14 protein-coding genes are annotated in these 22,641 nt (G+C 72.2%); 5 read left to right on the forward strand and 9 right to left on the reverse strand.

From position 1 onward, the window contains the following. Nucleotides 1–18: 18 nt before the first annotated feature. Together K8612_RS04915 and cysS are read right to left on the reverse strand one after the other, a co-directional pair. Nucleotides 19–1,704 carry a M28 family metallopeptidase gene (locus tag K8612_RS04915; protein WP_223761395.1) on the reverse strand — a complete coding sequence of 562 codons (1,686 nt, stop codon included), beginning with the start codon at nucleotides 1,702–1,704 and terminating at the stop codon, nucleotides 19–21. A 46-nt stretch (nucleotides 1,705–1,750) separates the two neighbouring features. Next, nucleotides 1,751–3,220: a cysteine--tRNA ligase gene (gene cysS, locus K8612_RS04920; protein ID WP_373692080.1), complete on the reverse strand. Its 1,470-nt coding sequence runs from the start codon at nucleotides 3,218–3,220 to the stop codon at nucleotides 1,751–1,753. Between the two features lie 128 nt (nucleotides 3,221–3,348). Between cysS and K8612_RS04925 the strand changes: the two genes are divergently transcribed. Continuing rightward, entirely contained in the window at nucleotides 3,349–5,169 is a 1,821-nt protein-coding gene (locus K8612_RS04925; protein ID WP_223761396.1) for an FHA domain-containing protein, read from the forward strand. A 926-nt stretch (nucleotides 5,170–6,095) separates the two neighbouring features. On the opposite strand, the gene K8612_RS04930 is transcribed toward K8612_RS04925, so the two are convergent. Then, complete coding sequence (locus K8612_RS04930; protein ID WP_014398206.1) at nucleotides 6,096–6,590, reverse strand: CarD family transcriptional regulator; 495 nt, start codon at nucleotides 6,588–6,590, stop codon at nucleotides 6,096–6,098. 191 nt (nucleotides 6,591–6,781) lie between these two features. On the opposite strand from K8612_RS04930, the gene K8612_RS04935 reads away from it, so the two are divergent. Both K8612_RS04935 and K8612_RS04940 read left to right on the forward strand, forming a co-directional pair. After that, nucleotides 6,782–9,241 carry a DNA internalization-related competence protein ComEC/Rec2 gene (locus K8612_RS04935; RefSeq protein ID WP_223761397.1) on the forward strand — a complete coding sequence of 820 codons (2,460 nt, stop codon included), beginning with the start codon at nucleotides 6,782–6,784 and terminating at the stop codon, nucleotides 9,239–9,241. Further along, on the forward strand, nucleotides 9,241–9,501 hold the full coding sequence (locus K8612_RS04940; RefSeq protein WP_223745021.1) for a hypothetical protein: 261 nt from the start codon (nucleotides 9,241–9,243) through the stop codon (nucleotides 9,499–9,501). The genes K8612_RS04935 and K8612_RS04940 overlap by 1 nt, the downstream gene beginning before the upstream one ends. 9 nt (nucleotides 9,502–9,510) lie before the next feature. Here K8612_RS04940 and K8612_RS04945 read toward each other — a convergent pair whose 3' ends face one another. Beyond that, nucleotides 9,511–10,716, reverse strand: coding sequence for a carbohydrate-binding family 9-like protein (locus K8612_RS04945; protein WP_223745020.1), 1,206 nt, complete (start codon nucleotides 10,714–10,716; stop codon nucleotides 9,511–9,513). 186 nt (nucleotides 10,717–10,902) lie between these two features. Between K8612_RS04945 and K8612_RS04950 the strand changes: the two genes are divergently transcribed. Then, nucleotides 10,903–11,538: an outer membrane beta-barrel protein gene (locus tag K8612_RS04950; RefSeq protein ID WP_223761398.1), complete on the forward strand. Its 636-nt coding sequence runs from the start codon at nucleotides 10,903–10,905 to the stop codon at nucleotides 11,536–11,538. Nucleotides 11,539–11,666: 128 nt separating this feature from the next. After that, nucleotides 11,667–12,503 (forward strand): FHA domain-containing protein, encoded by an 837-nt coding sequence (locus tag K8612_RS04955; protein ID WP_223761399.1) that lies wholly within the window; start codon nucleotides 11,667–11,669, stop codon nucleotides 12,501–12,503. A 14-nt stretch (nucleotides 12,504–12,517) separates the two neighbouring features. Here K8612_RS04955 and K8612_RS04960 read toward each other — a convergent pair whose 3' ends face one another. From K8612_RS04960 to K8612_RS04980, 5 genes are all read right to left on the reverse strand, one after another. Beyond that, nucleotides 12,518–12,958: a PH domain-containing protein gene (locus K8612_RS04960; protein ID WP_223761400.1), complete on the reverse strand. Its 441-nt coding sequence runs from the start codon at nucleotides 12,956–12,958 to the stop codon at nucleotides 12,518–12,520. A 64-nt stretch (nucleotides 12,959–13,022) separates the two neighbouring features. Further along, the gene (locus tag K8612_RS04965) at nucleotides 13,023–13,895 is read right to left on the reverse strand and encodes a tetratricopeptide repeat protein (protein ID WP_223745016.1); all 873 of its coding nucleotides are present in this window, start codon (nucleotides 13,893–13,895) and stop codon (nucleotides 13,023–13,025) included. Nucleotides 13,896–13,951: 56 nt separating this feature from the next. Further along, complete coding sequence (locus tag K8612_RS04970) at nucleotides 13,952–15,262, reverse strand: adenylosuccinate synthase (RefSeq protein ID WP_223745015.1); 1,311 nt, start codon at nucleotides 15,260–15,262, stop codon at nucleotides 13,952–13,954. Between the two features lie 12 nt (nucleotides 15,263–15,274). Further along, nucleotides 15,275–18,946, reverse strand: a complete 3,672-nt coding sequence (locus tag K8612_RS04975; protein ID WP_223761401.1) for a UvrD-helicase domain-containing protein — start codon at nucleotides 18,944–18,946, stop codon at nucleotides 15,275–15,277. Next, nucleotides 18,943–22,188: a PD-(D/E)XK nuclease family protein gene (locus K8612_RS04980; RefSeq protein WP_223761402.1), complete on the reverse strand. Its 3,246-nt coding sequence runs from the start codon at nucleotides 22,186–22,188 to the stop codon at nucleotides 18,943–18,945. Before K8612_RS04980 ends, K8612_RS04975 begins: the two co-directional genes overlap by 4 nt. Nucleotides 22,189–22,641: the final 453 nt, after the last annotated feature.

Below are 22,641 nucleotides of genomic sequence, written 5' to 3' on the forward strand. Positions count from 1 at the left end.
AAAGGACGGGGCGCCCCCCTACTTCGCGGCCGGGGCCTTCAGCGCCTCCAGGGACTTCAGGCGAGCGGCCTCGAATTCGTCGCCCTTGTTCCACGCGGGCAGCTCCGGGGCCTTCGCCACCTGGGCGCCCACGAGGAAGAAGAGCCGGGTGTCCTCCACGGCGCCGGACAGGTCCCACTCCGGGCGGACCTCGTCGGAGGGCTGGTGGTAGTGCTTCGCCTCCCACTGGCCGCGCTGCTGCTTGCCCCAGCCCTCCGGCCGGCCGATGAAGTCCATGCCGCTGCCGAAGTAGGCGGCGGGAATGCCCTGCCGCGCGAAGTTGAATTGATCCGAGCGGTAGAAGAACCCGCGGTCGGAGAGCTGATCCGCCTTCACCGTGCGCCCCTGCGTCTTCGCCATCGCGGTGACGTAGGTGTCCAGGGAGGACTTGCCCAGGCCGATGACGGTGATGTCGCGCGTGCGGCCCAGCACGTTGCCGCCGTCCACGTTGATGTTCGCGGCGATGCGGCCCGGGGGCACGGGCGGATGCGCCGCCAGGTACGCGGAGCCCAGCAGGCCGTACTCCTCCGCGGCCACCGCGGCGAAGAGGATGGAGCGGCGCGGAGGCGTGGGCAGCGCGGTGAAGGCGCGGGCCACGGACAGCATCGAGGCCACGCCGGCCGCGTTGTCCAGCGCGCCGTTGTAGATGACGTCCTCGCCGGGCTTGCCGTCGTCCTTCTTGCCCAGGTGATCATGGTGCGCGCTGTAGAGCACCACCTGCTTCGCCAGCGTGGGATCGCTTCCGGGCAGCAGGCCCAGAACGTTCGCGGTGGGCCGGCGGCGCACCTCGTTGGACAGGCGCAGGGACAGCGTCACGCCCAGCGGCACCGGGCGGAAGTCGCGCTTCTGGGCGGCGGCGCGCAGCGCGTCCAGGTCCTGCCCCGCGAGCTTCATCACCTGCTTCGTGGCGTCCTCGGTGGTCCACGCCTTCACCTGGAGGCGGGGCGCGTCCCCCGCGGGCAGCTCGAACTGCTCGCCGGTCCACGACGTGCGCACCACCTGCCACGGATAGCCCGCGCTGGGCGTGGTGTGGATGATGATGGCGCCCGCCGCGCCCGTCTTCGCCGCCTGCTCGTATTTGTAATCCCAGCGGCCGTACCAGAGGCGCGTCTTGCCGGCGAAGAGGCGCGGGTCGTCCTCCGGATCATTGTTGAGGATGACCAGCGTCTTGCCCTTCAGGTCCGCGCCCTTGAAGTCATCCCACTGGTACTCCGGCGCGACGATGCCGTAGCCCACGAACACCAGCTCGGATGCGTCCAGGGTCGCCTCCGGGGCCTGCACGCCGGACACGGCGATGAAGTCCTCGCGCGGCTTAAGCTCCACGCGGCCCGCCTTCGCCTGGAAGGACATGGGGCCCGGGCGGCTGTGGATGCCCATCAGGTCGAAGCGCTGGAGGTAGCCGCCGTCCTCCGCGCCCGGCTTGAGGCCCAGGGCTTCGAACTGCGTGGCGATGTACTCCTGCGCCAGCGCGTCGCCGCGCGTGCCGGGGCCTCGGCCCTCCAGCAGGTCGCTCGCGAGGAAGCGCACGTGCGCGCGCAGGAGGTCCGCGGTGATGGCCTGTTCGGCCGTCTTCTCCTGCGGCGTGACGGTGGGCGCGCCCGCCGCCAGGACGGGCACCGGGCCCAGGGAGCACAGCGAGATGAACAGCGCTGGGAGGAGCCTCATGGGTCCAGGTGCGTAGCATGGCCGCACGGGCGCCCCCAGCGGGTTTTCAGGAGGCTGTCGCCGCCACCTTCCAGGAGGTGCCAGCAGGCGTGTCCATGATGTCCACGCCCAGGGCCTTGAGGGCGCCTCGCACCTGGTCCGCCCTGGCGAAGTCCTTCGCAGCGCGCGCGGCGGTCCGCTCGGAGAGCAGCCGCTCCACCTCCGCCACGTCGATGCCGCGCTCACGCACCGCGCGGTCGCGGCGGCGCAGCAGCCACGCGCCCGGGTCGTCCTCGAAGAGGCCCAGGACGCGGGACGTCTCACGCACCTGCTCGCGCAGGGCCTGGAGCGTGCGGCCCACCAACGGCTTGTCTTTCACGGGCGGCTTGTCGGTGAGCTCGTTCATGAAGCCGAAGAGCCCGGACAGCGCTCCCAGCGCGCCCGCGGTGTTGAAGTCGTCGTCCATGGCGGACTCGAACTCCGTGAGGAAGCGCGCGGGGTCGCCGTGCAGCGGGCCCTTGCCGAAGTCCTTGCCCGCCACGCGCTCGTCCACCTTGCGCAGCGTTTCGTAGAAGTACTCCATGCGCCCTTCGGCGTCCTGGAGCGCCTTCTCCCCGAAGTTGAGCGGGTGGCGGTAGTGCGTGGAGAGGAAGAAGAAGCGCAGGGCCTCCGCGTCCACCTTGGCGAGCGCGTCGCGCAGGCGCACCACGTTGCCCAGCGACTTGGACATCTTCGCGCCTTCCAGGTCCAGGAAGCCGCAGTGCATCCAGTACTTCGCCATCGTCTGGCCGGTGGCGGACTCGCTCTGGGCGATCTCGTTCTCGTGGTGGGGGAAGATGAGGTCCAGGGCCCCGCCGTGGATGTCGAACGTCCGGCCGAGGAACTTCTCGCTCATCGCGGAGCACTCGATGTGCCAGCCCGGGCGGCCCTTGCCCCAGGGACTGTCCCACGACGGCTCACCGGGCTTCGCCGCCTTCCACAGCGCGAAGTCCAGCGGCTGGTGCTTGAGGTCGCCGGGCTGCACGCGCTCGCCCTGGCACAGGTCGTCCAGGTTGCGCTTGGACAGCTTCGCGTAGTCGTCGTCCTTGTCGACGGCGAAGTACACGTCGCCCTTAGCCTCGTAGGCGTAGCCCTTGTCCACGAGCGTCTGGATGAGAGCGACGATCTCCGGGATGGTCTCGCTCACGCGCGGGGACACGTCCGGTTCGCGCAGGTGCAGCGCGCGGGCGTCGTCGCGGAAGGCCTCCACGAAGCGCGAGGCCAGGTCCACCGGCGCCTCGCCCGTCTCGTGCGCGGCCTTGATGATCTTGTCGTCGACGTCCGTGTAGTTGCGCACGTACGTCACCTTGAAGCCCCGGTAGCGCAGGTAGCGGACCACCACGTCGAACGACGTGAAGGTGCGCGCGTTCCCGATATGGATGTAGCTGTAGACCGTGGGCCCACAGACGTAGACCTTCACTTCGCCGGGCACGAGCGGCTCCAGCGGCTCCTTCTGCATGGACATCGTGTTGAAGAGCCGGATGGATGGGGGGGCCACGGTGGAAGGTCCTCCTTTGGGAGCAGGGCGGGCGCGGCACTTGCGCAACGCGATACACACTCTAGGATCCCGGGTCCCACACAGGCCAGCACTTGGCGTTGGAAGCGTCGGATAGGGAGAATCGCCGCATGGCTCCGCCGAATCCGAAGCGTCCGCCGCGCCCTCCCCGCCCTCCCGGGCAGCAGGCGTCTTCGGACGACCCCTCGGAGGAGCTCCCGTTCGACGACGACGAGGTGGCGCCCCTGCAGGCGGATGATCCTCGCCCGCAGCGCGTGCCCCAGTATCCGGCGGGTCCCCGGAAGGCGAAGCGGCGGGGGCCGGGTGAGCGCAGCCGGTCCGACCGCGAGCTGACGCCCCGGTATGACTGGGCGATGGAGTATTCGGATCCGGGCCTGACGCCCGCGTTCGTGTACGTGGAGCGCGGGCCGGGCGCCGGGCAGCTCGTGCCCCTGCGCCAGGGCTCCATCACGCTGGGGCGGTCCTCCACGTCGGACCTGCGGCTCCAGCATGCGTCCATCAGCCGGCGCCATGCGCAACTGACCCGGCGGGGCAATGTCTTCATGGTGCGCGACCTGGGCAGCCAGAACGGCACCTTCGTCAACCGCCTGCGCATCAAGGGCGAGGTGGAGATCAAGCCCGGGGATGAGCTGAGCCTGGGCAACGCGACCCTGCGGCTGCGCGGTCCGGGGGCCGGGCCGACGGCGAGCCGGACGTCGCTGGAGCCGCTGCTGTCTCGCACGGCGAAGCGACCGCTGAATGGCGTCGCCGTGGCGGTGGCCGCGGCGGTCGTGGGCTCCGCGGTCGCGGCGTTGATCAGCGTGGTGGCCATGCGGATGGGGGAGCGGGCTCCCGCGCGGACTCCAGCGGAGGGCGCGCCCACGAAGGCCCCTGGGACTCCGGCGGCGCCCGCGAACGACGCCCGGGAGACCGAGGCGGCGGCGTCCGCGAAGGAGGCGTCCATCGTCGGAGAGGAGGCGCCCGCGAAGGCCGCCTCGCCCAGCGCGACGGATGCGGCTCCTGACGTTCGTGAGCACGCCGCGTCTGGCGCTGGCGGAGCGACGAAGCTCAGCGCGGCGGATGTCGCTCGTGGCCTGCGTCCGGGCGCGCCGGCGACCGTGGACGGGACGACGGGCGCGGCGAAGGTCCTCAGCGCTTCGGACATCGCGCGACGGGTTCAGTCGGATCAGGTGTCCCCGAGCGCCTCGGACATCGCGCGACGGGTTCAATCGAGTCAGTCGTCTCCGAGCACCTTGGACACCGCTCGACGGGGTCAGTCGAGTCAGGCGTCCCCAAGTGCCTCGGACATCGCTCTCGGCGCGCACGCGAGCACGGGTGCGACGTCCAGGGACGCGGAGCCAGGAGCACGGGAGGTCGCGAAGGGCGCGGGGACCGCGAATGCGGGTGAACCCCATCCAGACGCTTCGGGCAGGGGGATCGCTAAGACGGGCGAACCCCACCCGGACGCTTCGGGCGCGGGTCTCGTCATTGCCGCTTCCGGGCGGAAGGCCTTGTCCTCGGCCGAGCCGTCCGGGCCTCCGGACGAGCGCCAGCGCGCGGACATCCTCGCTCGCTATGAGTCCGGTGACGTCGCCGGAGCGTTGGCCCAGGCGAAGCGCGCGAACCTCACGCCCCTGGTGCAGCAGCTCACCCGCTTCCAGACCGCCGAGACCGCGGCCCGGACCGCCCTGGCGCAGCAGGACCGCACCCGGGCGATCGACGCACTCAGCGCCGCCGTGCGGGCGGACCAGGAGCTGTCCCAGGGATGGAGCCGCCAGGGAGTCGGACTCCGCCGCCAACTCGCCGGGCTGTATGTGCGCACGGGCCAGGACGCCGTTCGGGCTCAGCGCTTCGCCGACGCCCGAGCGGCTTTCACCGCCGCGCTCCAGCACGACACCGACAACAGCGAGGCCCGCTCACAGCTCGCGGCGCTCGAAACGCAGGCGCCCTGATTCAGCGGTCCCGCCGGGCTCCACGGAGGCGGGCCGTTGCGACTGGCAATTCGGGCGCCAGCGCCCTCCCCCGATGCGGTTCTCCGAAACCGACAGTCGGACAACTTTTCTGGGCTCGGCTGGGGCAGAGGCCATCCGGCCGCAGGCGTCCAAACTTGTCCGACAGTCGGACAACGCTTCTGGGCTCGGCTGGGGCGGAGGTCCTGGCCTTGAGGCTTCAAAACCTGTCTGACAGTCGGACAGCTTTCTTGGGCTTGGCTGAGGCGGAGGCCCTCCGACCTCATGAGTCCAAACTTGTCCGACCGTCGGACAACTCTTCTGGGCCCGGCTGAGGCGGAGGTCCTGGCCTTGGTGGTCCAAAACCTGTCCAACTGTCGGACAACTCTTCTCGGCCCGGCTGAGGCGGAGGTCCTCCGGCACCTGGGGTCCAAACCTGTCCGACCGTCGGACAACTTTTCTGGGCTCGGCTGAGGCGGAGGTCCTCCGGCATCTGGGGTCCAAACCTGTCCGACCGTCGGACAACTTTTCTGGGCTCGGCTGAGGTGGGGGCCCTCCGGCTGCAGGGGTCCAAACTTGTCCGACGGTCGGACAGGTTTCCGCTGCGCGTGGGCGGGAGCGCCCTGCGCCCTGAACTTGTCCGACGGTCGGACAGGTTTTCTTGGCTCGGCCGGGGCGGAGGCCCTCGGGCTGCAGGCGCACAACTTGTCGGACTGTTGGACGGGTTTCCGCTGCTCGGGTGGCGGGGGCGCCTTCCGCCACGGCGCCCTGAACTTGTCCGACTGTCGGACAGGTTCGTGCGCTGCTCCGCTGGCGGGTGGCCCAACAGGAGTGGGGCTCCGGAAACACGACGCCCCGGATTCCATCGAGGGAACCCGGGGCGCGGGGTGCGGACACGGCGGCCTCTCGGCCGCGCGTCACGCGGGGACTCAGGCGAGGTTGAAGATCTTCTTCAGGTCGGACTCGACCTCTTCCTCGGAGCAGTCCTTGGCCAGCGACAGTTCCTTGATCAGCAGCGAGCGCGCCGTGTCCAGCATCTTGCGCTCACCGAACGACAGGTCCTTGTCACCCTTGAGCAGGTACAAGTCGCGGAGCACCTCGGCGATCTCGAAGACGGAGCCCGTCTTGATCTTCTCCATGTACTCGCGGTACCGGCGGTTCCACGTGGTGGAGTCGACGGAGATGTCCTTCTCGCGGAGGATGGAGTAGACCTGCTTGACGTCCTCCTCGCTGATGATCTCCCGGAGGCCGACCGACCCGACCTTGTTGATCGGGATCATGATCCGCATCCCGTTCTCCAGGATGCGCAGCACGTAGAACGACTGGCGCTGCCCGGCGACCTCGGTGTGCTCGATGCCCATCACCTCACCGACGCCCTGGCCCGGATAAACCGCCTTGTCACCAGTCTTGAAGCTGGTCTGCACTAACTGCCTCCTTGGAGAAAGCTTCGACCCCGGCCTTCACGCCAGCCACTACTACCACAAACCACATCCACGGGCAACGAAATCGCCTTGACCACCCGATGACTGCCGCACTACGGTGTCCGGTTTTGTGTGCGGTGTCGCTCGGTGTGTGAGCGCCGCGAGACGGACGGGGCGGTGGGTGGGGGTGGGTGTTGGTTCGTTATTCGTGGCGCGACCTGGGTGCGCGTCCGTTGTTCTTTCCAGCGCTGAGCCTCTTGCTCGGCGCCCTTTGGCCAACCGGAACAGAGAGCTTCGCCGGGGTATTTCTCCTCTGCGCGCTTTGTCTGGGAGGGTTGGGCCTGGCGCTCGGCCCGTTGCCTGGAGCGCACCTGGCGGTGCTCGGCGCGCTGGCCCTGACGGGCGCGGGGCTCTCCGCCCTGGAGGCGCGGGTCGACATCCCGCCTGCCCTGAAGGAAGGCGGCGGCGCGGTCCTGGAAGGCGAGCTGGAGCGCGTGGAGCGCTTCGATGGAGCCTTGAGGCTGCGGCTCGCGGTGGCCCGCGCGGGGCCCGTTCCAGGGCCTCCGACCGCCGCCCGCTTTCGCGTCAGCCTTTCAGGGCGGGGTGAAGGTCTGGAATTGCACCCCGGCCAGCGCGTGCGCCTGGAAGCGCGGCTCGTGCCGGATGCGCCTCCTTCGAATCCTGGCGAGCGGGACTTCTCGTCGGCGCGGCGGCGGCAGGGCGTGGCCTTCACGGGCGGGTTCGTTCCGGGGCGCCTGCTGGCGCTGTCCCCTGCCCCCTCGTGGAGACTCGCGCTGGCGGACGTGCGCGGGCGGCTGACGACGGCGGTGCACGGGGTGGCGCCCTCAGCGGACGCGGCGGCGCTGTTCCTCACGCTGGCCGCCGGGCAGCGCGCGGACCTGGACGCCTCTTGGGAGGACGCGTTCTCGCGGGCAGGACTCGCGCATGTGCTCAGCGTCAGCGGGCTTCACGTGGCGGCGCTCGCGCTGATGACGCTCGCGCTGCTCAGGCGGGGGCTGGTGCGGCTGGGCGGACGCTGGCGGACGCTGGAGGCGCGGCGGTGGGCTGCTCCAGCGGCGGTGCCCTTCGTCTGGGCCTACGTGCTCTTCACGGGGAACCAGGCGCCCGCGGTGCGCTCGGCGGTGATGGCGTCAGCGGTGCTGCTGGGCCTGTCGCTGTGGCGGCGCGCGGATGGGCTGAATGGCCTGTCGCTGGCGGCGCTGGTGCTCGTGGCCTGGGCGCCTTCCAGTGTCGTGGACCTGTCCCTGCGGCTGTCGTTCCTCGCGGTGCTGGGGCTGGTGCTCCTGTCGCCCGCGCTGCGCGAGGCCCTGCCCCTGGAGCGGCCGGCTCCCTCCGAGCCCCGGCGGCTGAAGCGGTGGGCCGCCGAGGCGCGTGAGACCGTGGCGCAGACGCTGTGCGCGAGCGGCGCGGCGACGCTCATCGGGCTGCCCGTGGTGGCGGCGGCGTTCGGCCGGGTGAGCCTGGCGGGGCTCGTGTCCAACATCGTCGCCCTGCCCCTCTGCGGGCTGCTCACCGGGCTCGCGGCGGGCGGCGCGGCCCTCTTCGTGGTGGCGCCAGTCGTGGCGACGCCGGTGCTGTGGGCGGGGGCCTGGGCGTCGGAGCTCCTGCTCGTGTTGACGCGGGGCTTCGCGGCCGTGCCCTTCGCGGCGGTGGAGGTGCCGGGCCTGGGGCCGTGGCTTGGCGGGGTCTACGCGCTGGGGCTGGGCGCCTGGGCCCTGGGTTCGGGCCGCTGGCGATGGCTGGGCCTGCTCGTTCCGGGGGCCGTGCTGGGCGCGCTGCTGCTGCCCGTGCTCGCGCCGGAGCCCGCGCTGCGGATCACCTTCCTCTCCGTGGGCCAGGGGGACGCGGTGGTGCTGCGCTCGCGGGGACATCACGCGCTGGTGGATGCGGGCGGCGTTCCGGAGGGCGCGGATACCGGGGAGCGGTTCGTCCTGCCCTTCCTCAAGGCCGAGGGCGTGTCGCGGCTGGACCTCGCGGTGCTCTCCCATCCGCATCCGGACCATGCGCTCGGGCTCGTGTCGACGCTGGCCCAGGTGCCCACCGCACGGCTGTGGCTCTCCGCGGGGAGCGCGGACGGGCCGCTGTCCCGGCGGATCATCTCCGCAGCGAAGGGCGCCACGGTGGAGGAGGTGGAGGTGGGGCGCCCCGCGTACGTCCTGGGAGAGGCGACGCTGGAGGTGCTGGGGCCGCCCTTGGACCGGGAGCTGATGGAGGGCGCCAACGACCGGAGCGTGGTGCTGCGCGTGCGCCATGGAGACGTCACGGTGCTGCTGGCGGGCGACGTGGAGGCGGAGGGCGAGGCCGCGCTCGAGGCGTCACTGGGCCCGATGACGGTGTTGAAGGTGCCGCACCATGGCTCGCGCACGTCGTCCACCGCGCCGCTCCTGGAGCGCACCCGGCCACGTCACGCGGTGTTCTGCGTGGGCCGGCGCAACCGCTACGGGTTCCCCCATCCGGAGGTGGAGGCGCGCTACCGGGCCCTGGGCACCGAGTGCTGGCGCACCGACCGCGATGGGGCCATCACCCTGGAGAGCGATGGCGAGGACGTCCGGCTGGTGTCCTTCCTGCCGCGCGTGGATTCCGCGCCCCTCCCCGTTGCCGGGAGTGGGGAGCAGGCCCAGCTTGAGCGGTGATGATCTCCGACGACCTGGATCTCCGGCAGCTCACCGCCCAACTCAAGGCCCGGCTGGGACCGGGAGAGCCCGTGGGCTACCTGCGCGGCAAGTCCCTCATGCGCGACCTGCTGCTCGACATGAGGGACAACCGGTTCTCCGAGCTGGAGGCCGAGGAGCTCGTCGACACGCTGGAGGCCCGGGGCTTCGTGCGCTTCCTGGGCGACCCGGCGGAGCGGTCCGTGGCGGACGCGCCGTGGGACATCTCGCCCCACGCCTGACGCACCGGACTACTGGAAGACGAGCCACCCGAAGCGCGGCAGCGCGTGGAAGTCCCCGATGAAGAGGGGGGAGAAGGCCTGTCCTTCCACCTGCCGGCGGCCGTGGTGCTCCAACCGGTAGAGGTTGAAGCGCCAGCGCTCGCCCGGCTGGGGCGGAACGTGCGGCACCTCCGCGAGCCGGTTGAACGGGATGGCCATCTCCACCGTCCAGCCCTCGTCGCGGTCGGACGCGTCGTCCAGCGTGCCGCGCACCTTCACCGCCGTCTTCATGCCTGAGTCCCACGACAGGTCCATGCCCTGGCGCCGCGCGGGGAAGTACGCGTCGAAGATGACGTTGTGGGGGGACACCTGCAGCTCGTTGTACGTGCGCCCGTCCGCGTTGGCGTCGAGGAACACCTCCACGACCTCCTGTTCGTAGATGGAGTCGTCGCGGTTGCGCATCGTGCCCCAGAGGTCCGGGTCCTCCACGTCGAAGGCCACGTACAGGTTCGCGTCGTCGTAGACGAGGCGCGCCTGGGTGCGCAGCCGCGCGGGCCGTCCGTCGAAGCTGCCCACGAGCGTCACCGGCTTCGCGCCCTTCCAGGCCTCGTCGTCCAGCGCGCCGTCGACCACCGGCGCCTTCTTCACACGCGTGACGGTGTACTCCGGCAGCGCGGGAGGCTCGCCGCCCAGGAGCGGTCCGCGCACGCGGTTGTTCCCCAACTGCATGCGCGGATCATCCACCGCGAGCCGCTCGTCGTCCTTCCAGAAGCCCAGAACGATCCGGGCGGGCGTGGCGGGCATGGAGACGGTGTGCACGTCCTCCAGCACCCGGCCCACGGGCCAGGTCTCCAGCGGCGCGGCGCCGTCCTGGAACTCGTGATCCGCGTTGGCCAGCATCTGGCCGCTCTCCGGCTCCACCACGTGCGTGAAGAAGTGGAAGCCCTGGGGTGGCGGGCGCACGGCCTGGAAGTAGTGCGCGATGCGCACCGGCTGCCCCGCCGTGGGCTGCTCCGGCGTCACGCGCGCGCCCAGGTAGACGATGGCGCCTCCGGCGAAGGTGGCGCCGCTGCGGAAGGTGAGCCCCTCCGGGGCCGCGTCGAGCGTCCGCGACGTCGTGGGCGCGGGCAGCTTGGGCGTGCGGTGGGCGGGGCCCGCCTGCTCATCGCGGCAGGCACCACCCACGAACAGGACGGAGGACAGCAACGGGACCAGGGCAAGGGAGCGGAGGCGCATCGAAGGCGCGGAGTCTACCCTTCCCCGTCTCCTGGGAAGCGTTCTTCCTCGGGTGGGGCAGCGCGCTTCCTGTGTCTGGGCAACCCGTCCGCAAGGGAGGGCGGCCGAGCCTGCGGGCCCCCGAGGCCCGCTTGGCATGGACCCAGGTACACCCCACCTTCCAGTCCAACACAGGGAGGGGACCATATGAGCAAGGGATTGTTGGCTGGCGCGGCGGCGGTGGCGGTGTTGGCGGCGGGCTCCGCGCAGGCGGCTTCGACGGAGCTGCGCAGGTCGGCGGACATGCGCGGCCTGACGTTCCTCGTGGGCGGCGGTGTGGAGGGCTACACCAGCGGACTGCGCGACCAGATTGATCCAGGCCTGGCCTACGGCGTGACGGTGGCCATCAAGCCGACGAACGTGCTGGGCCTGGAGCTGGGCTACACGGGCGCCATCAGCAACTTCAACAACAGCCGCGTGCTGGCGACGGACACCAGCGGGCCGGACATCGTGCGCAACGGCGCGCAGGCGGCGGTGACGCTGGGCCTGACGGCCACGCCGCTCCAGCCGTACGTCATGGGCGGCCTGGGCCTGAGCCGCTACAACGTGCGCTCCGCCGCCCTGGGCTTCCAGGACGACACGGTGGGCAACGTGCCGGTGGGCGCGGGGCTGCGCCTGCACATCGGCAGCTTCACCGCGGACGCGCGCGTGAACTACAACTTCCTGTTCGACCAGGAGTTCGCGCTCACCGTGCCGCCGTCCGACGTGGACCTGGGCGGCGACGAGACGTTCAGCAGCGGCGGCCGCTACGTGGGCACCATCAACCTGGGTGCCACCTTCTAGCCAGGAGCAAGGGCCACCGCCGTCCCGGCCTCCGGACATGGGGGGCCGGGGCTGGATGGGGCCTGGGGGCAACCTCGCGAAAAAGCGACGTCCGGTGGCAGGCGTGACGCTTGCTGCCGGACGTCCGCATGCGCTTCGAATTCGAGCACCTGGGCACCCCCACCCCGTTCGAGCTGACCGAGGGCCGCCACCTCCTGGGCGGTGGCCCCGACGACCATGTCCACCTGGAGGGACTGCCTCCGGGGCTGTTGACCCTGCGCATCGGCTCCGGACGGCTGATGGTGGAGGCGGTGCGCAGCTTCACCGTGAACGCGGTGCGCGTGCTGCCCGGCGTGTCGCGCCTGGTGGTGCCTGGCGAGGTGCTGGGCCTGCCGGACGGCATGTGCCTGCGCGTGCTCGCCGAGCCTGACGCTCCCGGGCGCGGCGTGGGCACGGTCGCCGTGCTCAAGGGCCTGTTGACGGACGCAGATGTCCCGGCGTCCCGCGCGGCCACCCTCACCTGCCTCACCGGACTGGACGTGGGCCGCTGTCACGCGCTCGCGGAGGCGTGCACGGACATTGGCCGGGGCGACGGCGCGGCCCTGCGGCTGCGCGACCGGGCCGTGTCACGGATGCACGCGCGGATCCGCCGCGAGGATTCGGACTTCCTGCTGGAGGACCTGGGGACGCCCAACGGCGTGTTCCTCAACGGCGTGCGGCTGGAGGCCCCCGCGCCGCTCGCGGACGGGGACGTCGTGGAGCTGGGGCGCTCGCTGCTCCGCTTCCAGGCGGCGTTCGATGAGGCTTCGGGGGAGGCGCGGCCCGCGCCCAGGCCAGTGGCCATCGTGGAGGAGCCCGCGCATGCAGCAGCGCCGCGGCCTCCCGAAGGAGGGCCACGGCGCCTGGAGGGGTGGATCATCGCCGGGGCCGTCGCGCTGGCTCTGGGCGCGCTGCTCGTCACCGCCCTGGTGGCGGCGACAGGCTGAAAAGCGCGCGAGTCCTACGCAGGCAGGGGCGAGAGGCCCGCGCGCTCCACCAGGAGCCGGGCCAGGTAGCGGTGGTTACGGAAGAAGCTGGTGAAGTGCACGAAGCCCTGGCTGCCCCGGATGGCGTAGACCGTCACCGGCCCGGGGAGGACGTCCAGCTTGCGGATGTCCGCGAACGAGAAGCGCCGGGTGCGCACCATGCCCCGGCAGGTGATGCCCCGGGCGTCCACTTCAATGCGGGTGCGGCCATAGTAGGTGACGGCCACCGCGAAGAAGACGACGAAGAAGGCCGCGGACAGGAACGTCTGTAACGGCACGCCGTCGAAGTGGAACAGCCAGGCGAAGATGCCCAGCCATAACAGGCCTGCCGCCGCCATCACGGCGGCGAGCACCCTGCGCGGGCGAAAGACCTGGTGCGGCTGCTTCCCCTCCACCGTCCGATCGCGTCCGTCCATGCCCTATAAAATAGTGGGCTGGACAGTCCCTCGGACGATGCCCGCCTGCTCTCCGGGCAGGCGGTCAGCGCAGGCGCTCGGCCTTCTGGCGGGACTCCTCCTTCAGCTCGGGCCGCACGTCGGCGGCGGTGGAGCGCGCGTAGCGCTCGTAGAGGTCGCGGGCCTCCAGGTTGCGGCCCAGCGCGCGGTACGCCTCCGCGAGTCCGTACAGCGGCGAGGCCGCCTCCGGCTCCAGCTTCAGCGCGAACTGGTAGTCCGCCGCGGCCTCCGCGTAGCGCCGCAGCCCGATGTTGGCGCTGCCCCGCGCGATGTACGCCACCGTCAGCAGCGGCTCCTGCTGCAGGGCCTGCGTCAGCGTCTGGAGCGCGGGCGCGTAGGCGCGCTGGCTGATGTGCTGGACGCCCTGCTCGTAGGCGCGGCGGGCCTGGGCCCGCGTCGTGTCCGCCACGGGGCCCGAACCGGGCGGCTGCCCCACGGCTTGCGGCGACGCGCCGAGCTCGCCCTGCTTCACGCGCGCGCGGGTGATGTTGTCCTGCGCGCTCTGCCGGATGGCGGCGTCCTGGGTGAGGCGCGAGGCGGCCTCCCACTCCTCGATGGCGCGCGCGTAGTAGCCGAGCACCGCCAGCGCGTTGCCCAGCTTGAAGCGCGCCTCCACGTGGTCCGGCGCCGCGTGCTCCGCGTCGAGGAAGGCGAAGGCGGCCTCACGGTAGCGGCGCTCGCGCATCAGCGCGTCCCCGTCGCGGATCCGCGTGGCCGCCAGCACGGCCTGCGACGTGCGCTGGGGCTGGGGCTCCACCGGGGCCAGGGCGCGCGCGGCCGGAGCAGCGGGTTTCGCCTCGGGGGCCGGGGGCTGTGCCCGAGCCCAGGCCGGCACCGCCAACGTGCCAAGCCACACCACCGCCGAGACCCCGAGCTGGAACCTGCGCGTGCGAACCATGTCCCTCTCCCGTCCTGGCCCCCGGCGGGCCAGGACCACTGCGGCCTGCGTCCTTCCTAGCTGCGGAAGGGGTTCTGCAGGAGCACCGTCTCGCCGCGGTCGGCGCCCACGGAGACGCACACCACGGGCACGCCGCTGACCTCCTCCACGCGGCGCACGTAGCGCTTGGCGGCCTCCGGCAGCTCGTCGAAGGTGCGCACGCCGGCGAGCTTCTCGTCCCAGCCGGGCAGCGTCTCGTAGATGGGCTTCACGCGCGCCAGGTCCTCGTAGTCACCGGGCAGCTCGGTGACGCGCTGGCCGTCCAGCTCGTACGCGTTGCAGATGCTGAGCGTCTTGATGCCGCTGAGCACGTCCAGCTTGGTGAGCGCCAGGCCCCACAGGCCGTTGACGCGCACCGCGTAGCGCAGCACCACGCCGTCCAGCCAGCCGCAGCGGCGCGGGCGGCCGGTGGTGGCGCCGAACTCGTCGCCCACCTTGCGCAGCCGGTCTCCCAGCTCGTCGCTCAGCTCCGTGGGGAACGGGCCGCCGCCGACGCGCGTGGTGTACGCCTTGCTGATGCCCATCACCTTGTCGATGGCCGTGGGGCCCAGGCCCGAGCCCACCGCGGCGTTGCCCGCCACGCAGTTGGAGCTGGTGACGAACGGATAGGTGCCGTGGTCCACGTCCAGCAGCGTGCCCTGCGCGCCCTCGAAGAGGATGCGGGCGCCGCGGCGGACCTGCTCGGAGAGGAAGAGGGACACGTCGTGCACGTAGGGGCGCAGCCGCTCGCCCAGCGCGGAGAACTCCGCCAGGATCTGCGGCGTCTCCAGGGTCGGCACGTCCACGCCCGCCCGGGCGCAGAGGTCCTTCAGCTCCTCCAGCGCGGCGGGCAGCCGCTCGTCGATGCGGCGGCGCAGGCGCTCCGGGTGGAGCAGGTCGCGCACGCGGATGCCCCGGCGGGCCACCTTGTCCTCGTACGCCGGGCCGATGCCCCGCCCCGTGGTGCCGATGGCGCTGCCGCCGCGCGCCTTCTCCCGGAAGCTGTCCAGCAGCTTGTGCCACGGGAAGATGACGTGGGCGTTGTCGGAGATGAGCAGTTGGGCGTCATCCTTGAGGAAGCCGCGCGGCTTGAGCGCGTCGATCTCCCGGACGAGGACGGCGGGATCCACCACCACCCCGTTGCCAATGACACACGTCTTGCCCGGGTGAAGGATGCCGGACGGAATCAGGTGCAGGACGGTCTTCTGCCCGCCCACCACCAGCGTGTGGCCCGCGTTGTTGCCGCCCTGGAAACGGACGACCACCTGGGCGTGCTCGGTGAGAAGGTCGACGACCTTGCCCTTCCCCTCATCTCCCCACTGCGCTCCGATGACGACGACGTTCGGCATGGTGCCCGCCGCTTAGCACGCGGGAGGGGCCGGGTGACAGTGTTCCGCGAAGCCGCAGTGAAGGGCCTGGCAGGCCGCCTTGTCCCACCCCGGCCATGCCCGCGACATTTCAGCCTGGACAAGCGCCCGGACGCCCTCGGCCAGCCGGCGCACCGCCTTGGCGTCGGCGGGTCCGGCCGGGAGGAATTCCGGCTCCGGAGAGGCGTCTCCCAGGAAGGCCACACCCACCCGCACCAGCACTCCGTCGCGCACCATCCGCGCGGACGCCAGGGCCAGGGCCGTCAGCTCATGGGCGCACGCGGCCGGGCCCAGGGGGTGGCGGGCGCCCGGGCGCAGGAGCACCGCCACGGCCTCGCCGTCCGGTGACTCCCAGAGGAGATCCACGGCGCCCTCCACGCGGGCGGAGTCATCCAGGTCCAGCACGAAGTCCAGGCCCCGGTGGATGGTGGACGCGGGCGCCGCCGCGAGCTGGCGGGCGAACGTCGTGTCCAGGAAGCGCTCCACGGTGGCGAGCACCTCGCCCAGGTCGTCCTCGTCCGGCTCCCGGCCCGCGCCGCGCAGCAGGTTCTCCAGGTGCGCGCGCCGCTCGGAGGCCTCCGCGTCCGGTCCCGCGAGCGACAGGTCCACCTCGCGCAGCAGCCGCGTGACGAGCTGGTCCGGACGCTCCACGGGCAGCCAGCCGTCGGGCTCCACGAAGAGGGGCGCGGCGCGCACGGGGGCCTCCCAGGGTTCGGATCCGGCGGCGAGGCCCAGCCGGTGGAGCTGGTGGTAGCGGCGCGGGCAGGTGAGGAAGTCCTGGACCGCGCGCACGGAGGCGACGGCGGGCGCGTCGGTGAACACGGCGGCGGCACGGGCCTCGGACGCTTCGTCGGACATCCGCTCCAGCGCGGACTCCAGGCGGATCCGCGCCTGCTCGAGCTGCTCCTGCGTGGGCGGCTCCGGATCCGCGGGCGGCGGCAACTGCTCCACGTCCACGTCGTTGGCGAGCGCGCGCAGGTCCGGATCCGCGTCCAGCCGGCGGTCCACGCGGTGCCACCACGTGTCCGTGCCCGCGCGCTTCTCCTCGCCACCCGACAGCACGAGCAGGTCCTTGGCGCGCGTGAGGGCCACGTAGAGCAGGCGCAGGTATTCGGCGTCCTCGCGGGCCTTCAGCTCGGCGCGCACGGCCTCGAAGCGCTCGGAGGTGAAGGTGTCCAGCGAGTCCGGCATCCACGGCCGGAGGGCCAGGCCGAAGGAGCGCTCGAAGTAGGCCCGGGCGGACGTGGTGCGGCGGCGTCCGCCCATCCCGGGGACGATGACCACCGGCCACTCCAGGCCCTTGGCGCGGTGGATGGTGAGCAGTTGCACGGCGCGAGGGTCGCCCTCGTCCAGCAGGTCCGCCTGGGCCTCGTTGGGGTCGGAGTCCGCCAGTTGGCGCAGCTCGCGCGCGAAGGCCACGCAGCCGCCCGTACCGCGCTCGTCCCGGCGCGCCGCCAGCGACAGGAGCTTCTCCACGTTCGCGCTCGCCTGCTCCGCGTAGGGAGAGCCCGCCAGGGCCTCGCGATACCCGGTCGCGTCCAGCGCGGCCTGCAAGAGGGCATGCACACCCAGCCGGTCCCGCTCGCGCCGCAGCACGGGGATGAGCTCCAGGAAGCGCCCCAGCCGCGACTGCTCGCGCGCGGACATGGCGGCGCGGACCTCTTCATCCACCAGCCGGGGTGAGCCAAGCGACAGCGGCAGGTCCCCCGCGAGCCGGAACAGCGACGCGTCCGACAGGCCGACCAGCGGCGAGCGCAGCACCGCGGCGAACGCCAGCGCGTCGTCCGCGTCCGCGAGCAGCGCCAGCAACGAGGCGAGGTCGCGCACCTCCTGGGCCCCGTAGAAGCCGCGGCCTCGCAGCACCCGGTGCGGCACGCCGTGGCGGATCAACGCCTGCCGGTACTCCTCCAGGTGCGTGAAGGTCCGGAAGAGGATGGCCACGTCGCCGCCGCGCGCGGGACGCAGGCCCTTCTTGTCCTCCGCCATCACCGTGGGCGGCGCCCCCGGCGCGAGCATCACGCGCAGCCTGCGGGCCACCGCGTCCGCCTCGGACTCGCGCAGCTCCGGCGCGGTGTCGGCCTCCGGCAGGGTGAGCCGCTCCACCACGGGCCCTTCGGCCAGGTCCGGGCGCGTGGGCGACAGGTCGTCCGTCTGGGGTTCATAGACGACCTCGAAGGGGCGGGGCGTGGCCTCCTTCGCCACGAGCAGCCCGGCGAACGCGCGGTTGAAGAAGGACAGGACCCCGGGCAGCGAGCGGTAGTTGTTCTGGAGGAAGCCGCGCATGCCGCCCTCGGCTTCAATCTTGTCCGCGAGGACCTTGAACACGGACACGTCCGCGCCACGGAACTCGTAGATGGACTGCTTGCGGTCACCCACCGCGCACAGGAACGCGGGCTCCAGGGGCAGCGAGGCCACGAGGTCCGCGTCCGGCGCCAGCTCGCGCGGGCCGCCTTCGCGCTGCTCCGCCAGGAGCAGCACCAGCTCCAGTTGCAGCCGGTTGGTGTCCTGGAACTCGTCCACCAGCAGCGCGCCCAGCCGCTCCTGCACCTGCTGACGGAACTCCGGATGGTCGCGCAGGAGGTCGCGCGCCTTCACCAGCAGCGAGGTGAAGTCGAACACGTTGCGCCGGGCCAGCTCCGCGTCGTGCCGCTCCTCCACCCGGGTCAACAGGTCGCGGAAGGTCGCCTCGAAGGGCGCCGTGCGCCACGCGGCGTAGGCATCCTCCAGCCGCCGCACGGAGCCGTCGCTCTTGCCCTTCACCTTCCAGAGCAGCTCCTTCAGGCACGCGCCCGCGCCCTTGCGCAGGTTGACCAGGTTGCGCGGCTCCGACAGCAGCACGGAGCGCAGCAGCGGGAAGTGGCCCGGCTGCATGAACGTATCCGGCGTCATGCCCTTCAGCGCGGGCTCGCACGCGTTCAAGAGCGCGCTCCACTCGCCCTTGGTGTCCTGGGCACGGGCGTCCAGGCACAGGCGGCGGCAATCCTCGATGAGGGCCTCGAGCTGCGCCTTGTCCGCCACGCCGTCGCCCACGCGCGCCGTGGCGGCCTTGAGGCCCTCCTCGCGCAGCGTGCCGTAGACGTCCATCAGCGCGGCCACGAGCCCGTCGGAGAAGCCCGAACCGGAGAAGCCCAGCTCCGCGCACAGCTCGCGCACGCGCGCGTCGCCGCCCTCCAGCGCGTCCAGGACGACGCGCTCGGTGACGTCCTCCAGCAGGCCCGCGGCCTCCAGCTCGTCCAGCACCTCGAAGGCAGGGTCGATGCCCACCGCGGGCGGCGCGCGGCGCAGGAGCTGACCGCAGAGCGAGTGGAACGTGCCCACCGTCGCGGCGCCCAGCTCCTCGCGCACCTTGCGCCACTGGTCCTGCGTGGGGAACGGGCGCTCCAGCCTCGCGAGCGACGCGCGCAGGTCCTTCTCCGCGTCAGGCGGGACGTCCCCCTGGGCCAGCGCGTCCAGGCGCTCGCGGACGCGCTTGCGCATTTCGGCGGCGGCCTTGTCCGTGAACGTGAGCATGCACAGCCGGGAGGGACGCAGCGGCTCCGCCTGCCGCGCTCCGGCGAACAGGTGCAGCGTCATCGTCACCAGGCTGTACGTCTTGCCCGCGCCGGCGCCCGCCATCAGGGCCAGGTTCTTCTCCAGCGCGAGCATGTGGGGCGCGGTGTCGCTCATCCGCTCCCCTCTTCCGAGATGCGGCGCTCGGTGATGCGGCACACCGCGCGGTAGCCGCACTTGCCGCAGTCATTGGGCCGCGCCGGGAAGTCGCCCTTGCGGAGCTGACGCACCAGCGACTCCACCGCGTTGGGCAGGTTGAGGCCGGCGGCGTCCGCCACGCGCTGGCGCACCTCCGGGTCGGTGGACAGCAGGTCCTCCAGCTCCGCGGGCGGCAGCACGGAGGACAGGTGGATGGCGTCGCCCGTGCGCAGCGAGAACCACGCCGCGTTCTTCGCGCCCACGTGGCCCGCTTCGCGCGCGGCGTAGAGGTACAGCGGGAGCTGGAAGTCCGAACGCAGCAGGTTCTCCTTGAGCGTGCGCTTGTCCAGGCGGCCCGTCTTGTAGTCGATGACGCCCACCTCCGCGCCGGCCGTGTCCAGCCGGTCGATCTGCCCCTCGAAGACGATGGCGTCCTCCGCCACCATCAGCTTCACGTCGCTCCAGCGCTGGTCGTCGGCCGCGGGGCCGAAGCGCAGCTCGAAGCCTTCGGGCACCAGCGGGTCGAACGGCAGGCCGTGCCGTGGATCCGCGAGGATGCGCCGGGCCATGGCCTGGGCCTTCTCCCCCGCGAGCTTCCACAGCTCGTGGTGGCCCACGTGGTGCAGCTCCGCGAAGTGCCGGCTGGCCTTCTTGACCGCCTTCTCCAGCACCTCCTCGGGGATGTCCTCCGGCGCCTGGCCCAGGAGCTTCTTCTCCTTGAGCGCCTGGAAGACCTCCTCCATCACGCGGTGCCAGAAGGTGCCTCGGCCCCGGGCATCGAACTCCTCGTGGGCCACCACGGGCTCGGCCACCTTCAGGCCGTACGCGATGAAGCCCTGGAAGCCGCAGTTGCCGAACTTCGACAGGGCGCTCGCGGACAGCGGGCGCTCCAGGCCGAAGTGGAACGTGTCGCGCAGCTTCTGCTCCAACTGGGGGCCCTGCACGCCGCCGGTGAACTCGCCGGGCCGCTCGTCCTCGCGGCCGAAGAAGCGCAGGCGCGCGGCCTCCATGTGGGCCAGCTCCCGCGCGCTGCGGAACCAGTCGTCCGTGCCGAAGCGGTCCTTGAGCACCTGCCCCGCGGGGTCCGGCTCCGTGACGCGCAAGGCGGGGAACGTCAGGCCCGCCAGCGCCTCCAGCGCCACGGTGCGCCGCAGCTCGGACGGCGTGAGCACTTCGTCCAGCGGGAGCACCGGAGGCAGCGTGCGCGTGGACCACTTGTGGGCGGTGAGCCGGCGCACCTCCTCCAGGAACGCGGAGGGCACCTGCTCCTGTCCCCCCGCGGCCTTCACCGCGAACGAAAGGCTCAACGAGCCCTCCGCCGCCGCGAGCGCGCTGGCGAAGAGCAGCCGGTCCTCCGTGAGGCGCCAGGGCGCGCGGTCATCGAACTCGCCGCCGGTGAGGCGGAACACGTCCCGGGTCAGGTGCTGGTTGAGCGCCACGCGCTCCGCGTCTCCCAACAGCGGCGACGGCGGCTCCCTCCCGGGGAGCCGGCCCTCCGTGAGCCCGGCGACGAAGAGGTGCCGGAAGGTGCGGCCTGGCACCTCCGCCAGGTCCAGCACCTCCACCGCGCCCGTGGAAGGGCCTCGCGCGGGCAGGTGCACGTCGCGCAGCGCGTCCGCCAGCCACCGGCCCAGCACGCGCCGGGTGATGCGGGGGCCTCCGCCCACGGCGCGCAGCGAGCGCAGCAGCGCCTCCATCCGCTGGCGGAACGCCGCGAGCGCCGCGTCGTCCCGGGCCCTCGCGTCCTCGATGCGCGCGCCCAGGGTCCCTGCCTCGCGAGCCTCCAGGGGCCCCGCGGAGTCCAGCAGGCCCAGCCGCTCCACGACCTTCCACCACGCGGCGATGGACTCCGCGGCGGGGGCCTCCTGGGGGATGTGGCGGCATTCGTCGATGAGCCGCATCACGCGGTCGCGCAGCGCGCGCACGGCCATCACCTTGACCGCGTCCTCCTTGCGTTTGCCGCCCTGCGCGGCCATCCGGCGCGCGAGCCCGTCCAGGCGCACGTCGTAGGCGCCCTTGCCTCGCGTGGCGCCCAGGCGGTCGTCGCGCGCGGCGGCGAGCGCGAAGAGGGTCGCGGGAGCATCCGGCCCACCGCGCGACAGCGAAGGCACGTAGCGGCTGGAGACGAGCTCCGCCACGCGCTCGGCCGGGAAGCCGTCCTCCATCAGGACCGGCAGCTCCAGCGCCAGCCGCACCGGCCCCGCGAGCGCGAGCGGCTCACCCCACGGCAGGCGCACCGGCACGCCCAGTTCACCCAGGGCCTCCGCGAGCCAGCCCGCCTCCGGGCCCAGGTCCCGGTACGCGATGGCGATGTCGCCCGGCGCGCTGCCCGCGTCGATGAGGCGGCGCACGTCGCGGGCCACGACGCGGGCCTCCTCGCGAGCGTTCGTCGCGTTCCACACGGACAGCCCGTCCACGGAGCCCTTCAGCACGTCGCGAGCGGCGCGGGGCGAGAACAGGTGCCGGCCCAGGTCGGTGAAGGGGCGGCCCTCGAAGGTGACGTCCGCCTTGAAGAGGTCCACGTGGGGCATGGTCTCGCCCCGGTTCTCGAAGGCGCGGAACAGCGCCGCGAGCGCCGCGTCCGCCACCGGCGAGCCGCCCACCGGCGTCTCCACGCGCAGCGACACGCGCCGGGCCTCGCACGCCGAGGCGAGCCCCATGAGCAGCTCCAGCTTCGACGGGCGCACGTCATAGACGCCGTGGAGCACCAGCCCCGTCACCCCGTCCCAGCCCGAGGGCCACGCGCCCCGGTCCAGCGCCTCGCGAGCGCCCCGGAGCACGTCCTCGCGGTCCGCGAGCCCCAGCTCCGCCAGCCGCTGTTCGTACAGGTGATAGAGCCGGGCGAGGACCCGCGCGCGGGTGCGGCGCTCCGGGGGCAGCACCTCCGCGGCGTCCTGGAGTTCGCGCGCGGAGAGCCGGCCCGCCTTCAGGTCCAGCAGCACGTCCGCCGCGGCGCGGGCGAAGGCGGGTTCGCGCACGTAGTCACCGAACGGCGTGGGACCCAGCGAGGCGCCCAGGCCGGCCACCACGGCGCGAGCCGTCATCGCGGGACAGGGTCGACGGTTGAGCTCGCGCGCCCCACCCAGCGCGTGGACGAAGTCGTCCCACGTGAGCAACTGGGTCCCCACGGCGATGCCCCGCGCACGCCGCTCCGCCCGCAGGGCAGCCTGGCGGCGCGCGGCATCAGGGAAGACGTGGAGTGTGCGACCAGGGCGGGACATGCGGGGCGAGGACTCTAGAACGGCCAGGGGCGCCGTTTTCATGCTCCTTTCTGCGCATTCCCACACCCTGGCCCGTTGTCCGCTCGCCTGCCGCCCTCGGAACCCGGGAAGTCCAAGGCGGCGAGCCTTTCTGCCCGACCCGGGACACCCCGGTTCCGGCTGGAGGCGCCCGGAGCGCTGAACCTGTCCGACAGCCGGACAGGTTCCGGAACGCCGCCGCAGCGCATTCGAGGTACGCATCCCGGAGACCTTCGTCGTCAACAGCAACAGCAGCGTGGCCATCCCCCATGCGGCCCGAGCGAGCTTCGGCATCACCCTGTTCGTGGGGCCGATGGTCCACCCGGAGATTGAGGCCGGTCCGCGGAGCCCCTTCCTCCGCGAGCACTCCCTGGAACGCGGCGCGCCGTGGCGGATGGGGTCCCAGGCCCGGCGAACCCTGCCCGAGGTGACGGC

The sequence above is a fragment of the Corallococcus sp. AS-1-6 genome (assembly GCF_020037015.1).
GTDB lineage: Bacteria > Myxococcota > Myxococcia > Myxococcales > Myxococcaceae > Corallococcus.